We start from the raw sequence: 14,711 nt of genomic DNA, 5'->3' as shown, positions 1-14,711 counted from the left end.
TTACCTCCCTACAAATTGCAGATTTTTATCATCTACACAATAAAATAGGACAGGCTTTTCTATAATGTTTTTGGGCTTTAATTTTATGCTTGTCCAGACAGCCAGTTCTTTACGATAATAGCCATTTTTATCAAAATCCACGGGCAGATTTTCATAAATAGCAAAGTCCTCGTTTTTTTCACTGAAAAAATTCAAGTCCTCCCACAATAATTCTTTTTTTTCTACAGTGTCAGCAAGCACAATAGAACTAAAAGATAGGTAGTTATCTTCTTCTATTTTCCACACATTTTTGTAGCAAATAAAGTTTTCAAAATAAGCAGGGAATTCGTTTTTCCCAAAATAGGGAAGATACACTGCTTTTTCCTCTTCAAGATTTTTCTTTAATCTCTGGCATTCTTTATCATTTTCATCATAAAGTACATAAACAGTGTAGCGAATGTAAGGCTCTCCTACGAGAATTTGTTCTCTTATCTGCCATGCTCCTTTTTCATCAGACCCCATCCCTGAGGCATTGTTAAAGACAGTGATTACTTTCTTTAAAGGTTTGTTGTAATGAGGCTGTATGGCTATTTTTAGATGCTTTAATTTGTTATAATATTCTGGAAAATCTCCTCTAGACTGCGCGTATCCCTTATATCCCATTATTGCTCCCAAAATACCGAGTATCACAGGACGATGAATAAAATTATAGCTCATAAAGATCATATCATTGGTATCATTTTTCTTAAAAAAAGCCATATCACCTACTAGATCAATAGAAAAAGCTTTCATTTTACAGATCCTCTACATCTTTTTCTTCAACTCCTACAACATCTATCAACGATTTTTCCGCATAGACCTCTGCCTTATTTTTTACTCCCTTTCTTTCCAAAACTTCCCTCACTCTAGATAAATCTACTATGGCTTTACCATTGCTGCCTTTAGTGATTTTTACAAGGCTTTTCATGCTTGGCAAAACCTTGTCATCTTCTACCTCAACCCATAAAAGCAGCACATTATCCGATCCCTGTTTTGATGTTGTATTAAGGTTAGTAGCGGCTTTTTTTAATGCTTCTTTAAGGTCATTAATATCGTCCTGTGTTATTTCTAATATGGATTTTAAATCGTCATTATCTTCGTAATGGGTAGTGAGGTTTTTGGGGTTGACTGAAAAATCATATACATAATAGGATTCAAGGGCTTTATTTTCTTTACCTATAGAACCTCCCTGAGTAGAGTCATCTCCTGTGGGGTATGGACTTAAAATATCACTCATAAACACAGTATTATTGACTAATCTATTAATGCCATAGCTTATTTGAACAGGACCAGTTAAATCAATTGGAGTTTCTCCTGTAAAAGTTATTCCAAATAGTTTTGTATCAATACAGGATGCAAATATTTTAAGGTGATTCTCAAATTTATACAAAGAAAGAATTTCTTTAGCAGTATTCTTTAGCTCTTTATCATCTTTATAATCATCTTTTACTTCTTTTAACTTATTTAACAGATATTTTCCACCCTCACTTTTAAATAAGTCATCTACTTCATTTTCATCTTTATCCTTATTTTTAGTATATAGACCTTTTTTAAAGGATTTATCATTTATAATTTTTTCAATTTGCTTACTAAATTCATTAGGTAAAATAATAGATTTCATGTATTCCATTCTTTGGTCTCTTGTCCTTAAAGTTCCATCACCTAATCTTGATCTCCATACGAAAACTTTTTTTCCATGATCTACCCAGTATTTGCGAATTGCATACTTTAAAGCCTTATCCGTAGCGTAGATGGTTGCCTCCTCATCGGGCAACCGCCTTGGATATCCTGTAAAATCCGCGTTCCAATTGCTAAGCTCACTTTTAATAATTACAAGGCCGTAGACTAGTTTTGTAAATTCATTGTTATTACCACTACCGGGCTGTGTTGCCTGATTATTATTTTGATCGCTATTTTTTTGAGCCACTTTACTTTGATTAATACTCATCTTTATCTCCTTTTTCTGTATTTTTTGAAAACAATTTATTATCATCAAAATAGCCTGCATAAAAACCGGCTTTTATTTTATTATCAAACAACTGGTTCTCGTTAGAGGCTACGTACTCGGCTACCTTTGCAAACATGCTGTTAAATTCTCTGTTTCCCAACCATATCTTGTGCTTATAGTTTTGAAAAAGTTCTTCAAGTTTTTTAAAAAGTGTTTTCACATCGCGAATATCCCTAAAAGGTTCCAACATCCCATGTGTTTTATCCTCAGCTTCGGATTGATAAAGCAAGTAATACACCAATTGACCGGTCTGATAACCAAAATCATAGTTTGGATCTTTTTCTTTATAATCACTCATTATTTTCCTCCTTTTCACGGAAATATCCTATATAAAATCCCTTTTTGATATTTTCATTAACGAGCCTTGTTTTAGCGTTATGTAAATATTCGCACACTTCGTTAAACACAACAATTATTTCCTGTATATCTGTTTTTTTCAACTCCAACGCACAAATCGACTTTCTGAATATATCAATCATTACCAATATATTAACAAGTTGTGTGTATGCCCCAATTGATAAATTTCTATTTTCCTTCTTTGCAAGACTTATTAAGCGTGCCAGCTTTCCCATAGCAATCCCAAGTTCTTTGTCGTCCTTAATATTCATTGTATTCTCCCACTCTGAAATATCCCAGATAAAAAAAAGTTTTTAATTTATCGGTAACTTCGCTGTTTAAAAACTTTCCAAACATTTTGAAAATTTCTGCCAGTTCTTTTTTTAGAGAAATATTTTCAAAAGGCAGCTCGTTTTTTACTCTATAAAAAAGGTTTATAAACATCTCCATGTATTGACTTATACGAGAATAATAAAAATATGGTTCTACATCAGAGGGATTTATTTTATTTTCATCTCTTTTGGTTTTTTTGTACAAAAAGCGCACCTGACTACCCAGTTTATACATTAATGCTTCTTCTGAGAAACAAGGGTCTTCTCTAATTTCACCTAATTTTCGGTTAAAATCTCCGCAAAATTCTTCATCAAGCCTAAGAAAAGCATTACATAATTTTTTATATACATTTTCTTCAATCTCTACCCGATAAGCAGCCTTCAACAGGTTATGTAACACTCTGAGATAGATATTTTGGAAGTCTTTTTTATGTAATGTACTATATTTTGCACGATAAACAAATTCAAATATTCTAGACCTATATTCGTATAATAATCCATCAAGAATCTTGTCGCCTGTGTCAACCTCCTCTGAAAAATAATTCTTAGCTAGTGAATTATTTTTTATCTTTACTTTCTTTTTATCTTTTCTATCAATAGTATATCCAATAATTAGCTGTGAACTAAATAAATTTTCTATCTCAAATACACTCATATTTCTATACTTATATCGATATCCAGTAACATAATCGACATCTATAAATCCTGATTTGCCGTTATACATCACCAGATAAAAATCATAAATTGCATCGTTATAGTTTTCGTAAACCTTCTTCATAATATCTCTAAAGGAAATCTTTTGTAGCTCTCCATTCTTTTCTTTAAAAAGAGTAATATTCTCTCTATTGAAATCATTCTCTACTTTTCCATCAAGGGTAATAAATAATGGGAAAAAATTGACTCCAAAGGCATCGAGAAAGTAGGTCTTAAAATTAACCAATTTTAACGCACATTGGCGACAGACCGCTATGTTATTTCCATTATTGAATTCTCTGTCTATATGAAAAACAAAAGGCTTTTTATCTGAACTATTTTGAAATATTGCAGGTAAAGCAATAACAGATGTTTTTTGGCTACATACGGGACATATATATATGTTATCTCCTGTAATCTTTTTTTCTTTGTTAAAAACTTTCAAATCAAGATATGTCTCGTGTTGTTTCTTTATTTTATTTTCAAAATCATCTACATCATTTTCCATCATAAATATAATAATAAAAGGATCTTGATTCTTTGGTGGTTCTTTGGTGGCATCCCAGACTGCATCAACTAACTCGCTGACTATATTAAGATAATTTTTATCAGTCTCATTCTCTTGACTTTCCAGAATCTTAAAATAGTCTTTAATGTCTTTGTCAATTTTATATTTCTTATAATTTTCTTCTTTATAGGTAGTATTGAATTTTTTTAAAAGAACACTCTTTAGGAATTCTTTCCATTCCTTTTCGTCGTTATTATTCGGTGCTTCTTTATTTTGATAAGACCAGTTATACTTAAACATGAAAAAAGAAGCTGTATAAAGCCCTTGGCTTCCGGCTATACTCTTATTATTGATACTTCCTACAGGAAGTCCATACAAATTAAAAAATTTAATATATTGTTTCTTTTTATTCTCATCATGAATCTTTTTCAACTTCCATTCCTTCTTATCTGCATTTAATTTAACCTCTATTACTTTAATCTTTTTTTCATCTTGTTCGTTTTGTTTCTTTTCCCGTCCTTTATCAAGAATTTTATTTTCTTCCAGTAAATCCGTAAAGTTAATTATCTCTTTTAACATTCTACCTCCAATTCAGATAATAAATTAATATATATGTAACTTATTAACATTTTTTTTATCTTCACCTATCTCTCTCCAAATCCCAAACCCCATGGAAGTACGTTCTCCTAGTCCTGCATCATAGGCAAATTTCAAAAATTCTGGATCGCCTGATAACTCAAATATTCCCTGCCAGCCTTCGATTACCGCTCCTTTTTCTCTGGTTCCATACCAGGTGGCAGCCTTTTTGATGTGAATGGGCTGAATTTTTAGTTCATATGGACAGTCCTCACCTTTAAAAGCAACCCATTTCTTTTGTAAATTTTTATTAATTGCATAAGAAAATCTTTCCCCTGGATTGTACAGTTTATAGGTCCCATCATCTGCTGTAGATCGCATGGCTATGGGGTTTAAGGATTTGATTTTAATTTTAGAGGCAAAATCTTTTGGAGATAAAATTGATATGGAGTTTAAAAATACTTTATTTTCTCCCAAAAAAAATTCATCTCCTGTTACAAAATTCATTGCCACCTGCTCCAGAATCCAATCCACTGGGGAAGAAATATAAAAACTAACCTTTTTGGGAAAAGAAAAAACTCCATTTCTCTTATCTAATCTCCCCTTTTCCAATATGGAAGAAAAGGTAAAAAGCTTAAATTTTCTTTTTTCGTACTGAAATCCATTATTATGAAGCCAGGTTGCATGAGGGGCATTTAAAAGATTGTAAATTAGCCCCTGCAGGCTCCTTAAAAAACCCTTCTTAAGATAAATATTATTATTTGATACTAATTCTATTTTTATTCTCATAAACTACCCCATAAGAAAACCAATATATTAACCCAAGTTTATCAAAATAATAAACTCGGGTTAAATATTTGTTTCATATTTTTTCTCATTTTTCAAGAAAGAACCCAAAATTATTGGGAAAAATAACAGAAAGGGTAAAAATCGTATTGAAATCACAATAACTTACAGACAAAATAAGGGGCGCTATTTAAAGACAAAGATAAGTTTGTTCCATTTATGAAGTAGGCCTGAACAATGGTTCAGGCCTACTATTAAAAAGGAGGGATATGTTTTAGTTTTCAAATTTAAATTCAATCTCTTTTCCTTTCCCTGTATCTTTAGCTATAACAAGTACTTTTCCTCCCCCACTGAGTTTACCAAAGAGGATTTCATCGGTAAGTGGATCTGCGATTTCCTTTTGTACAACTCTTCTCATTGGTCTTGCACCATAGTCTGGATCAAATCCCTTTTGGGCTAAAAATTCTCTGGCACTTTCATCCAGTACAACCTTAACTTTTTTGTCCTTTAGTTGCTCATTTAGTTCCTTTATAAATTTATCAACTATCATCTTCATAAGGTCTTTATTAAGCGGTCTAAAGGGAACAATACCATCTAATCTATTTCTAAACTCTGGTGAAAAATATTTTTCTGCTGCCTTAACACCCATATGTGATTTATCTTCAACCTCTTCCTTTGCAAAACCAATGGAAGTAGAGGACATATCCCTTGCACCTACATTGGATGTCATAAGTAGTATTACATGTCTAAAATCTGCTTTTCTTCCTGTATTATCAGTTAAAGTGGCATAGTCCATTACCTGTAGTAAGATATTAAATAGATCTGGATGTGCCTTTTCTATTTCATCCAATAAAAGTACACTGTGGGGATGTTTTCTGATATTGTCAGTTAAAAGTCCTCCCTGATCAAACCCAATGTATCCAGGAGGAGCACCGATTAGACGGGCCACTGAATGTTGTTCCATATACTCACTCATATCAAATCTCAAAAAGTTAATGCCCAGAATATTTGCAAGTTGCTTTGCAAGCTCAGTCTTCCCAACCCCCGTTGGGCCAACAAATAGAAAGCTTCCAACTGGCTTATTTGGCTCCCTGAGTCCTGCCCTTGATCTCTTTATTGCACGAACAACTTGTTTAATTGCCTCATCCTGTCCAAAAACTACCTCTTTTAGCTCTACCTCAAGGTTTCTAAGCCTATCTCTATCTGATGTGGTCACACTCTTAATGGGTACCCTGGCGATTTTTGCCACCACATTCTCTATATCTTTAACAGATATAACCTTTTTTTTCCTATCTTTTAGAGAAAAATGTGCACCACACTCGTCTATTACATCAATTGCCTTGTCTGGCAAAAATCTATCTGGCAAATATTTAATTGTAAGGTCCACTGCGGCCTCTATGGCCTTTTTTGAATACCTGATGCTGTGGTGCTGTTCGTAATATTTTTTCAGGCCTTTTAATATTTCAATGCTCTCATCCCTGCTTGGCTCTAAGATATCAATCTTCTGAAAGCGTCTGGACAGTGCCCTATCCTTTTCAAACAGGTTCTTGTATTCTTCATAAGTTGTTGAGCCTATACACCTTATTTCTCCAGAGGCCAAAACAGGTTTTAATATATTTGAAGCATCAAGTGAACCTCCACTTGTAGCGCCAGCCCCTACAATTGTATGTATTTCATCAATAAACAGGATTACGTTTTCTTTTCCCTTTTTTAACTCATTGATTATGCCTTTTAACCTGGCCTCAAAATCTCCCCTGAACTTGGTTCCAGCAATTAAAGACCCCATATCAAGGGCATATATTTTTGTATCTTTAAATTTATTTGGGACCTCCCCTTTGGCGATTTTAAGGGCAAGGCCCTCTGCAAGGGCTGTCTTTCCAACCCCTGGCTCACCAACATATAATGGGTTGTTTTTTCTCCTACGAGAAAGAATCTGAATTGTGCGCTCGATTTCCTCTTCACGACCAATTAGGGGATCTATGAGTCCCATCTGGGCTCTTAAAACAAGGTCCTGGGTATATCTTTCTAAAAATGATTGACCCCTTGGATTATCCTTTTCCTCCCTTGGCTGTCCGTGGGATATGTATTCTAATAGATCCAACCTATCCAGACCATGACTCTTTAAAAAATATGTGGCGTACGAGTCTTCCTCTTCCATTACTGAGGCAAGAAAATCTCCCAGCTCAACCCGGGGTTTTTCAGCAGACTGGACATGAAAAATTGCCCTTTGTAAGACCCTTTGTACAGCCAGGGTTTGTATTACTTCCCTTCCCTGGGACTCAGGATATACATCCAAATTGTCAATAAAATACCTTTCCAACTGTCCCTTCAACCTATTTACATTTACTCCACAATCTTTTAGGAGATTTTTTCCCTGTGGGATAAGTAGATAGGCATAAAGCACGTGTTCCAAGGTCAAAAACTCGTGGTGCCTAACCCTTACTTCTCTAATTGCAAGGGCAAATACCTTTTCTAAATCTTTACTTAACATAATTCAAACCTCTTCCATGGTACATTTTAAAGGAAATCCTTCCTTTCTTGCCATTTTGTGTACTAGTGCAACCTTTGTCTCTGCTATCTCTGCTGGGTATACTCCACAAACACCAATACCCTTTTTGTGTACATTCAACATAATAGCAACTGCCTCCTCTTTGGTCTTATGAAATACCTTCATAAGTACTTCCACCACAAAATCCATGGTGGTGTAATCGTCGTTGTGGAGCAACACCTTATATTTGGGTGGCTCTTTGAGCTCTTCTTCTATTAAGGTATCTTCGTGGAGTTCTGGCCTATTTTCCATTGTCATAATCCAAAACCCCTTTATTAAATTTTTTGTGTTTAGTCCAATCTTTAAAAACAAAACTTTCCTTTGGTAAAAGCCCCAATTTTTTCCGGATGTTAGCGTTTATTTCGTGATAAGTCATAGTTAAAGCATCCTCATAGTTAAGTCCTAGCTCCCTTGCAACTTTTTTTAGATCTCCCTTTCCCTCTATTTCCAGATAATCACCAAATGGGAGGGTGTCCAGACACACATCTGTTTCACCAAACTGCCACTTTTCCCTTATTTTCTCATATTTAAAAGATATTTCAAGTCCAATCTTGGTCAAAATAATTATGAGATTTTCCTTATTTTCAAAAGCACTCTCAAATTCTTCAAGCACTTTTTCATTTCCATGATCCCGGCCTGGAATGGGATTTTTAAGACACAAGATATTTTTTTTGTTTTTACTCCTTAGTCTTAAAAGTATCCCTTTTTCTTTTAATTTTTTATTGGGATAATCAAACACAATATTTTCTTCAAAATATTTGTCTATAAAAACTGCCCCCAAATCTTTTAAGCGCATCCTGATATTATCAAACCCATTTTTTACTAAAAATTTAACCTCTCTCTCAATGGCCATTTTAATCTCTCACCCATAACATAAGTAAAAAATTTAGAAGGTTCAATGTTCAAGGTTTTAGGTCTTCTTCGCCCTTCTACCTTCATCCTTCACCCTTCTACCTTTCACTAATCACTAATTACTTGATCCATAACCCAATCAATAAGTGGAGTTAGAGAAATAGGCATATTATTAATTTATTTTATAGGGGCTGGATGGTCAAGGCATTTAAGAAGGCTTAGTATCAATCCTGTACAATTAATTTAAGTCTTGAAAAAGAATCTTCAAGGGAGGATTTTTCTTCTACATCCTGAACCAAAAAATCATTTATTTTATCAATTTTCTCAATTGCATAATCAATGTCTTTATTAGATCCTTTGGAGTATGCTCCAATATTTATCATATCCTCCACCCTTTGATATGTGGCCAGGGTGGACAATAGTTTATTTCCCAGTTTATACAACTCCTTATCTATTATCTGAGACCTCAACCTACTGATACTCTTTAACACATCAATTGCAGGATAATGCCCTTGATCTGCCAGTTCCCTTGTTAAGACAATGTGCCCATCTACTATTGAGCGAACAGCATCTGCTATTGGCTCTGTAAAATCATCTCCTTCCACTAAAACTGTATAAATCCCAGTTATGGTCCCTTTATCAGATGTGCCAGCCCTCTCAAGTAGCCTGGGTAGCTGGGAAAACACAGAAGGAGTATATCCTTTGGTGGTAGGTGGTTCTCCAACTGAGAGCCCAACCTCCCTGGAGGCCATGGCAAAACGAGTTATAGAATCCATCATAAATAAAACATCCTTTGACATATCCCTGAAATATTCAGCTATGGTCTGGGCAGTATATACTGCTCTCATCCTCACCAGAGGTGATAAGTCTGATGTGGCAACCACTACTACTGATTTTTTTAGTCCCTCTTCCCCCAAAGAATCCTCAATAAATTCATTCACTTCCCTTCCACGTTCCCCCACAAGACAGATAACATTTACATCGGCATTTGTGTATCTCGCAATCATACCTAGTAATGTGGACTTTCCCACGCCAGAACCTGCCATAATGGCAATTCTCTGGCCTTTTCCTATTGTAATAAGTCCGTTTATGGCCCTTACCCCAACATCCAGGGGTGTATCTATGCGCCTTCTAGAAATTGGATTTAAGGGATCAGCATATAATGGGTATAAATTATCGACTTTTATCTTTCCCTTCCCATCCAGGGGATTTAAAAAAGAATCAACTACCCTTCCCAAGAGTCCATGACCTACTCCAATATATGGAGAAGTGTTGGAATTTTTTATATATGATCCAGGTTTTATTCCCCTGAGTTCCCCATAGGGCATAAGGAGTACAGTGGAATTTCTAAAACCAACCACCTCTGCAGGAAAACTCTGACCATTTTCAATAATTACTTCACAGACTGACCCAATGGAGGTGTTTAGCCCCTTGCCTTCAATCACAAGACCAATAACTTTACTTATCTTTCCAAAGCTATCAGTAGTCTTAAGGGAGGAGATATTAGAAATAGCCTCTTTTATATTCATAATATTAACCGGTTATCTCAACATCCTGTAGAATCTTCTTCACCATATCATATCTCTTATCAAAAGAATCTGTTACTTTGGCAACTCCTGTATCTAAAACAACTTCTCCAGCCTTTATATTGTCTCTTGTTAAAAGATGCCAATTTTTTATATCAACATATTTTCCTTTTAAAGGCTCTATTAACTCTTCCACCATGGGAAGATCTTCCTTAGACACATATACTTTTACTGTCTTTGACTCTTTTATTTCATTTAAACACGAATTAAGAAGCTCTTCTAAAATTTCCTTTCTGTGCTCCACATATGCAATACCTGTTATTTTATTAACAGATACAAAGATTAGATTCAAAATATCATCCATATGGGATTTTAGTATATTTTCTTTTTCCCTTTCTATGGAATTCAATATTGAGAGAAACTTATCTCTCATCTGCACTTTTAGACTATCAATCTCCTCTTTTGCCTTTTTCAGCCCTTCTCTATAACCTTCATCATAAGCTTGTTGTTTAATTTTTTTTGCATCATCTTGGGCATTCTTTATTATCTTAGATGCCTTAAAGGAAGCCTTTTGTTTAATTTTTTCAAGGAATATTTTTTCAGTATTTTCGTCCCACAGGTCTATCTCTTTGTGTTTTTTTGAAAATTCCACTTCATCTATCACAAGACCAGTTTTGCCAATTATTATTCTCCCCTTAGATGAGGACATCATCTCCTCCCTTGCCTGCCAGTACTATTCTACCTTCAGCTTCCAATTGTCTTACAATGCGCACAATATTCCTCTGGGCCTGTTCCACGTCTGATAGTCTCACAGGACCCATAATCTCCAGGTCTTCTTTTATCATTGTTGCTGCACGTTCAGATAGATTGGAGAAGAACTTCTCTTTTAGTTCATCAGAGGCTCCTTTTAGTGCCATTGTAAGATCTTCATTGGAAATCTCCTTTAATAGCTCTCTAATGGAACGATCATCTAGGTTTTTAATGTCTTCAAAGACAAACATGAGTTCTCTGATTTCCTCGGCCATCTGAGGTGATTCAGTTTCTATCTCTGAAAGCACTTCCTCTTCTATGGAACGCTCTGTGGCGTTTAGTATCTCTGCCACTGCCTGAACTCCGCCAACTTTTTGACCTTCGCCACCCATTGCCTCCAATTGTTCCCTTAGCACAGAGTCAACTTCATAGAGCATCTCCAGGGGAACAGTTTCCAATTTTGCCAGTCTCAGCAGCACCTCTGGCCTGACCCCAGCAGGCAAATTTTTCAATACTTCTGCTGCTTGATGGGGAGGAAGATGACCAAGTATTAGTGCCAATGTCTGGGGATGTTCATTGGATAAAATCTGGGCCATTATACTAGGACTGTAGTTTTCCAGTCCCCTAAAAGGAGGTGGCTTGTAGTCATATTCCAATCTCTTCATTATGTCTTCAACACTTTCTCCGTCCAGGGCCTTAGATAAAATCCTTTTTGCTTGCGATGGACCTCCAACTAGCATCCTCTTGCCCGATAAAAAGGCCTCATTGAATTCTGATAACACCGCCTCCACTATTTCCTGGGGAACTGTTTCTAATTCAACCATTGCCCTTGAAACCTTTACGATCTCCTCCCTTTCAAGTTCTTTAAATATCTTTTGCACATATTCATCCCCTAGTGCTAAAAGGAGAATTGCTGTCTTTTGAACCCCTGTTAGGTCTTTTGGATCCTTGATCTCTTCCATATCTATCTATCTCCTCACCTCATCGCGCATCCAATTCTTTATTATAAAAACTGCCTCATCTGAGTGTTTATCCAATATAGTGGCAGCCTTTTGTTTTAGTTCATCAAAGGGCTTTTTGGCTTCCAATGCTGCTAGCTCTTCTTCTGTAAGCTGTGGCGTTTTTTCCTCTTCTGCCTCAGGCAGCTCTTCTAATTCAGCAGTTTCTTCTTCTACCTTGGGTTTTATGATTGACAGGACAACAGGTCTTACTACAAGGAGGAGGAAAAGCAGAATCACTACACTATTTAAAATCGGAGTCAAAAACTTAGCAAGATAATCAAGTAACACCTGCCAAAAGCTTGGCCCACCAATTTCCAGTGGAGTAAATTGCATGGATACTACCTCTACACTATCTCCCCTTTTTGGGTTTATGCCTACTGCGTTTTTCACCAACTCCTTTATCTTATCCAACTCTTCCTTAGGCCTTGGGACAAAAATCTTTTTCCCGTCTTTTCCTGTTTTATACAGGCCATCAACCAAAACTGCCACAGTCAAATGCGCAATCTGGCCTTTTGGTATGAATATCTTTCTTTCTTCCTTGTTTATCTCATAATTTATGGTCTGTTGTGACCTCTGGGATTCTTCACTGGTTGCGGTCCCGCCTCCAGTCTTTTGGTATTGAACACCGGCCTTTGAAGACTCGGCCTGGGTAACACCTTTTGAAGATTCTTTTACCTTTTGTTCACTGCGAACCACTGTTGTATCTGGATCATAAGATTCTTTATAAATATTCTGCTCGCTTAAATCAAGGTCAACATTTACCTGGGCTATTACCTTTCCAGGACCAACAACAGGAAGAAGCAAATTCCTGACCCTATTTGCCAAGGTCCTTTCTAAATTCAGTTTATATTCCATCTGAGTACTGGTTAAACCACTATTTTCTCCTGCAATGGATGGTCTATTTAATAGCTCACCCCTTGAATCTATTAAGGTAATATTTTCTGGCTTCAGTCCAGACACTGCTGTTGACACAAGATTTACAATACTCTTTACCTGTTCTTTTGAGAGTTCCCGCCCCCTTTTTAATTGAACTAAAATAGATGCAGAGGCAGGAGATTGTTCTTCAACAAACAGAGACCTTGAAGGTAATACCAGGTGAACCCTACAACCTTGAATTTCAGGTATGGATAGAATGGTCCTCTCTAACTCTCCCTGAAGGGCCCTCTGATAATTTATCCGCTGTATAAAGTCTGTCTGTCCAAGGGAAGATTTTGCAAAGATCTCAAACCCCACAGTACCTTTGCTCAAAACCCCCTGGCCTGCTATTTCCAGTCTTAAATCATAGACCATATCTTTAGGGACTAAAATAGTGGAACCACCATCCTTTAACTTATATTTGACCTTCTTGTTTTTCAAAAATTCCACAACTGCTGCAGAATCCTCTTGCTTAAGATTGGAATACAAGACCCCATATTCTTCCCTATTTAAGAAATATAGTAGCATTATAAATACAATAGTGAGGGATATAACTACCCCAATTGCCAACACCCTTTGAGGGAGGGTCCCCTTTTCCCATAAGTCTTTTATTTTTTCACTCCAGCTAGTCAACAAATTCGCCATCTATGTTGGCCTCCTATAAAAATTCAAACTATAAGGGCATGTTTATAAGTTGCTTATATGCCTCTATAACCTTATTCCGTACAGCAGATGTGAGCTTAATTGCAACATCTGCCTTTTGCAGGGCAATCATCACCTCGTGGACATTTTCATTTTTACCAACAGCAAATTCTTCTATCATCTTGTCCTTTTCTAACTGTAATTCATTAACTTTTTTCAGGGATTCTTCCACAGTACTCTTAAATGAATTAGATGAACCAACATTCCTAGATCCCTGCTCAATTAAATCCTTATCCCTGAGATTGGATAAATAAGCGGCCTGGGCAATTGAATTTATTGCCATTTTAATCCCCCCTTAAAAATTTTGTTACCTGCCTATATCAAGGGCCCTATTTAACATGGTCTTAATGGAACTAATGGTGGAAAGATTTGCCTCATAACTTCTCAGGGAAGTAAGCATTTTGGCCATTTCCTCTACAGGATTTATATCTGGATACAACACATAACCATCCTTATCTGCATCTGGATGGTTTGGATCATAAACCTTTTTAAAAGATTTATTATCCTCTACGATCCTATTTACCTTAACCCCTTTAACTTCCCTTTCTATCCTTGATGCCATAAGATTATCAAAAGGCCATTTAATTGGGGCAGCTTGAAAAATTACAGTCTTCTTCTTATAAGGGCCTCCTTCAGGAGTCCTGGTGGTATTAATATTAGCAAGGTTCATGGAAATGACATTTAGATTGGTCCTCTGGGCGCTTAGCCCTGAAGCTGCAATATCTAATGCTGTCATGAAATTAAGTGACATTATTTACCTCCTTCTGATATTACCTGTTGGAGCATTTCAAATTCTTTTCTCATTACGGTAGTAAGTGTATTGTAGGCAAGGACATTCTTGGCCTCAATTGCCATCTCTTTGTCTAAATTAACTGCATCTTCTCCTTCAACAACCCTTATCTCCAATTCTTTGTAGAAATCTGGCTCAGCTGTTATATTATTGGGAAAGTGATTGGGATTTGATTTTGCCAATTGGGCTGTGTCTTTTAAATTTAACACCTCTTGGAGCTTTTCTTCAAACTTTATCCGCCTGGCTTTGTAATGGGGATTTTCTATGTTGGCCAAATTACTGGCGACAATATTTTGACGAATCAGCCTGAGATCCATTACTTTTTTTATTAGATCAATGGGTTCTTCAAATAATCCCTTCATGATGTTCT

16 protein-coding genes are annotated in these 14,711 nt (G+C 36.0%); all 16 read right to left on the bottom strand.

What is annotated here, in order from left to right:
* A complete protein-coding gene (locus ACYQ0O_RS05105; RefSeq protein ID WP_459891250.1) occupies positions 1-771 on the bottom strand; it encodes a Cas5 family CRISPR-associated protein in 771 nt (256 codons plus the stop codon).
* 1 nt (position 772) lies between these two features.
* Positions 773-1,966, bottom strand: coding sequence for a type I CRISPR-associated protein Cas7 (locus tag ACYQ0O_RS05100; protein ID WP_459891248.1), 1,194 nt, complete (start codon positions 1,964-1,966; stop codon positions 773-775).
* The gene (locus ACYQ0O_RS05095) at positions 1,956-2,324 is read right to left on the bottom strand and encodes a hypothetical protein (protein ID WP_459891246.1); all 369 of its coding nucleotides are present in this window, start codon (positions 2,322-2,324) and stop codon (positions 1,956-1,958) included. Before ACYQ0O_RS05095 ends, ACYQ0O_RS05100 begins: the two co-directional genes overlap by 11 nt.
* The gene (locus tag ACYQ0O_RS05090; protein WP_459891244.1) at positions 2,317-2,634 is read right to left on the bottom strand and encodes a hypothetical protein; all 318 of its coding nucleotides are present in this window, start codon (positions 2,632-2,634) and stop codon (positions 2,317-2,319) included. The genes ACYQ0O_RS05095 and ACYQ0O_RS05090 overlap by 8 nt, the downstream gene beginning before the upstream one ends.
* Positions 2,624-4,474, bottom strand: a complete 1,851-nt coding sequence (locus tag ACYQ0O_RS05085) for a hypothetical protein (RefSeq protein WP_459891242.1) — start codon at positions 4,472-4,474, stop codon at positions 2,624-2,626. Before ACYQ0O_RS05085 ends, ACYQ0O_RS05090 begins: the two co-directional genes overlap by 11 nt.
* Positions 4,475-4,498: 24 nt before the next feature.
* On the bottom strand, positions 4,499-5,260 hold the full coding sequence (cas6, locus tag ACYQ0O_RS05080) for a CRISPR-associated endoribonuclease Cas6 (protein WP_459891240.1): 762 nt from the start codon (positions 5,258-5,260) through the stop codon (positions 4,499-4,501).
* A gap of 271 nt (positions 5,261-5,531) precedes the next feature.
* Positions 5,532-7,748 carry an ATP-dependent Clp protease ATP-binding subunit ClpA gene (gene clpA / locus ACYQ0O_RS05075; RefSeq protein WP_459891238.1) on the bottom strand — a complete coding sequence of 739 codons (2,217 nt, stop codon included), beginning with the start codon at positions 7,746-7,748 and terminating at the stop codon, positions 5,532-5,534.
* Between the two features lie 3 nt (positions 7,749-7,751).
* Positions 7,752-8,063, bottom strand: a complete 312-nt coding sequence (clpS, locus tag ACYQ0O_RS05070) for an ATP-dependent Clp protease adapter ClpS (protein ID WP_075068287.1) — start codon at positions 8,061-8,063, stop codon at positions 7,752-7,754.
* Positions 8,047-8,658: a class IV adenylate cyclase gene (locus tag ACYQ0O_RS05065; protein WP_459891236.1), complete on the bottom strand. Its 612-nt coding sequence runs from the start codon at positions 8,656-8,658 to the stop codon at positions 8,047-8,049. The genes clpS and ACYQ0O_RS05065 overlap by 17 nt, the downstream gene beginning before the upstream one ends.
* 223 nt (positions 8,659-8,881) lie before the next feature.
* A complete protein-coding gene (locus ACYQ0O_RS05060) occupies positions 8,882-10,186 on the bottom strand; it encodes a FliI/YscN family ATPase (protein WP_459891234.1) in 1,305 nt (434 codons plus the stop codon).
* A gap of 4 nt (positions 10,187-10,190) precedes the next feature.
* On the bottom strand, positions 10,191-10,892 hold the full coding sequence (locus tag ACYQ0O_RS05055) for a FliH/SctL family protein (RefSeq protein ID WP_459891232.1): 702 nt from the start codon (positions 10,890-10,892) through the stop codon (positions 10,191-10,193).
* Entirely contained in the window at positions 10,879-11,895 is a 1,017-nt protein-coding gene (fliG, locus tag ACYQ0O_RS05050; RefSeq protein WP_075068290.1) for a flagellar motor switch protein FliG, read from the bottom strand. Before fliG ends, ACYQ0O_RS05055 begins: the two co-directional genes overlap by 14 nt.
* A 6-nt stretch (positions 11,896-11,901) precedes the next feature.
* Entirely contained in the window at positions 11,902-13,494 is a 1,593-nt protein-coding gene (gene fliF, locus ACYQ0O_RS05045) for a flagellar basal-body MS-ring/collar protein FliF (protein ID WP_459891230.1), read from the bottom strand.
* Positions 13,495-13,522: 28 nt separating this feature from the next.
* Positions 13,523-13,834 carry a flagellar hook-basal body complex protein FliE gene (gene fliE / locus ACYQ0O_RS05040; protein WP_459891228.1) on the bottom strand — a complete coding sequence of 104 codons (312 nt, stop codon included), beginning with the start codon at positions 13,832-13,834 and terminating at the stop codon, positions 13,523-13,525.
* A 24-nt stretch (positions 13,835-13,858) separates the two neighbouring features.
* Entirely contained in the window at positions 13,859-14,302 is a 444-nt protein-coding gene (gene flgC / locus ACYQ0O_RS05035) for a flagellar basal body rod protein FlgC (RefSeq protein ID WP_075068291.1), read from the bottom strand.
* Positions 14,302-14,703: a flagellar basal body rod protein FlgB gene (flgB, locus tag ACYQ0O_RS05030; protein ID WP_459891226.1), complete on the bottom strand. Its 402-nt coding sequence runs from the start codon at positions 14,701-14,703 to the stop codon at positions 14,302-14,304. Before flgB ends, flgC begins: the two co-directional genes overlap by 1 nt.
* Between the last annotated feature and the right edge of the window lie 8 nt (positions 14,704-14,711).

Source organism: Desulfothermus okinawensis JCM 13304, assembly GCF_054654515.1.
The sequence above is the reverse complement of the archived record's forward strand: the minus strand, read 5'-3'. Positions and strand labels throughout refer to the sequence as shown.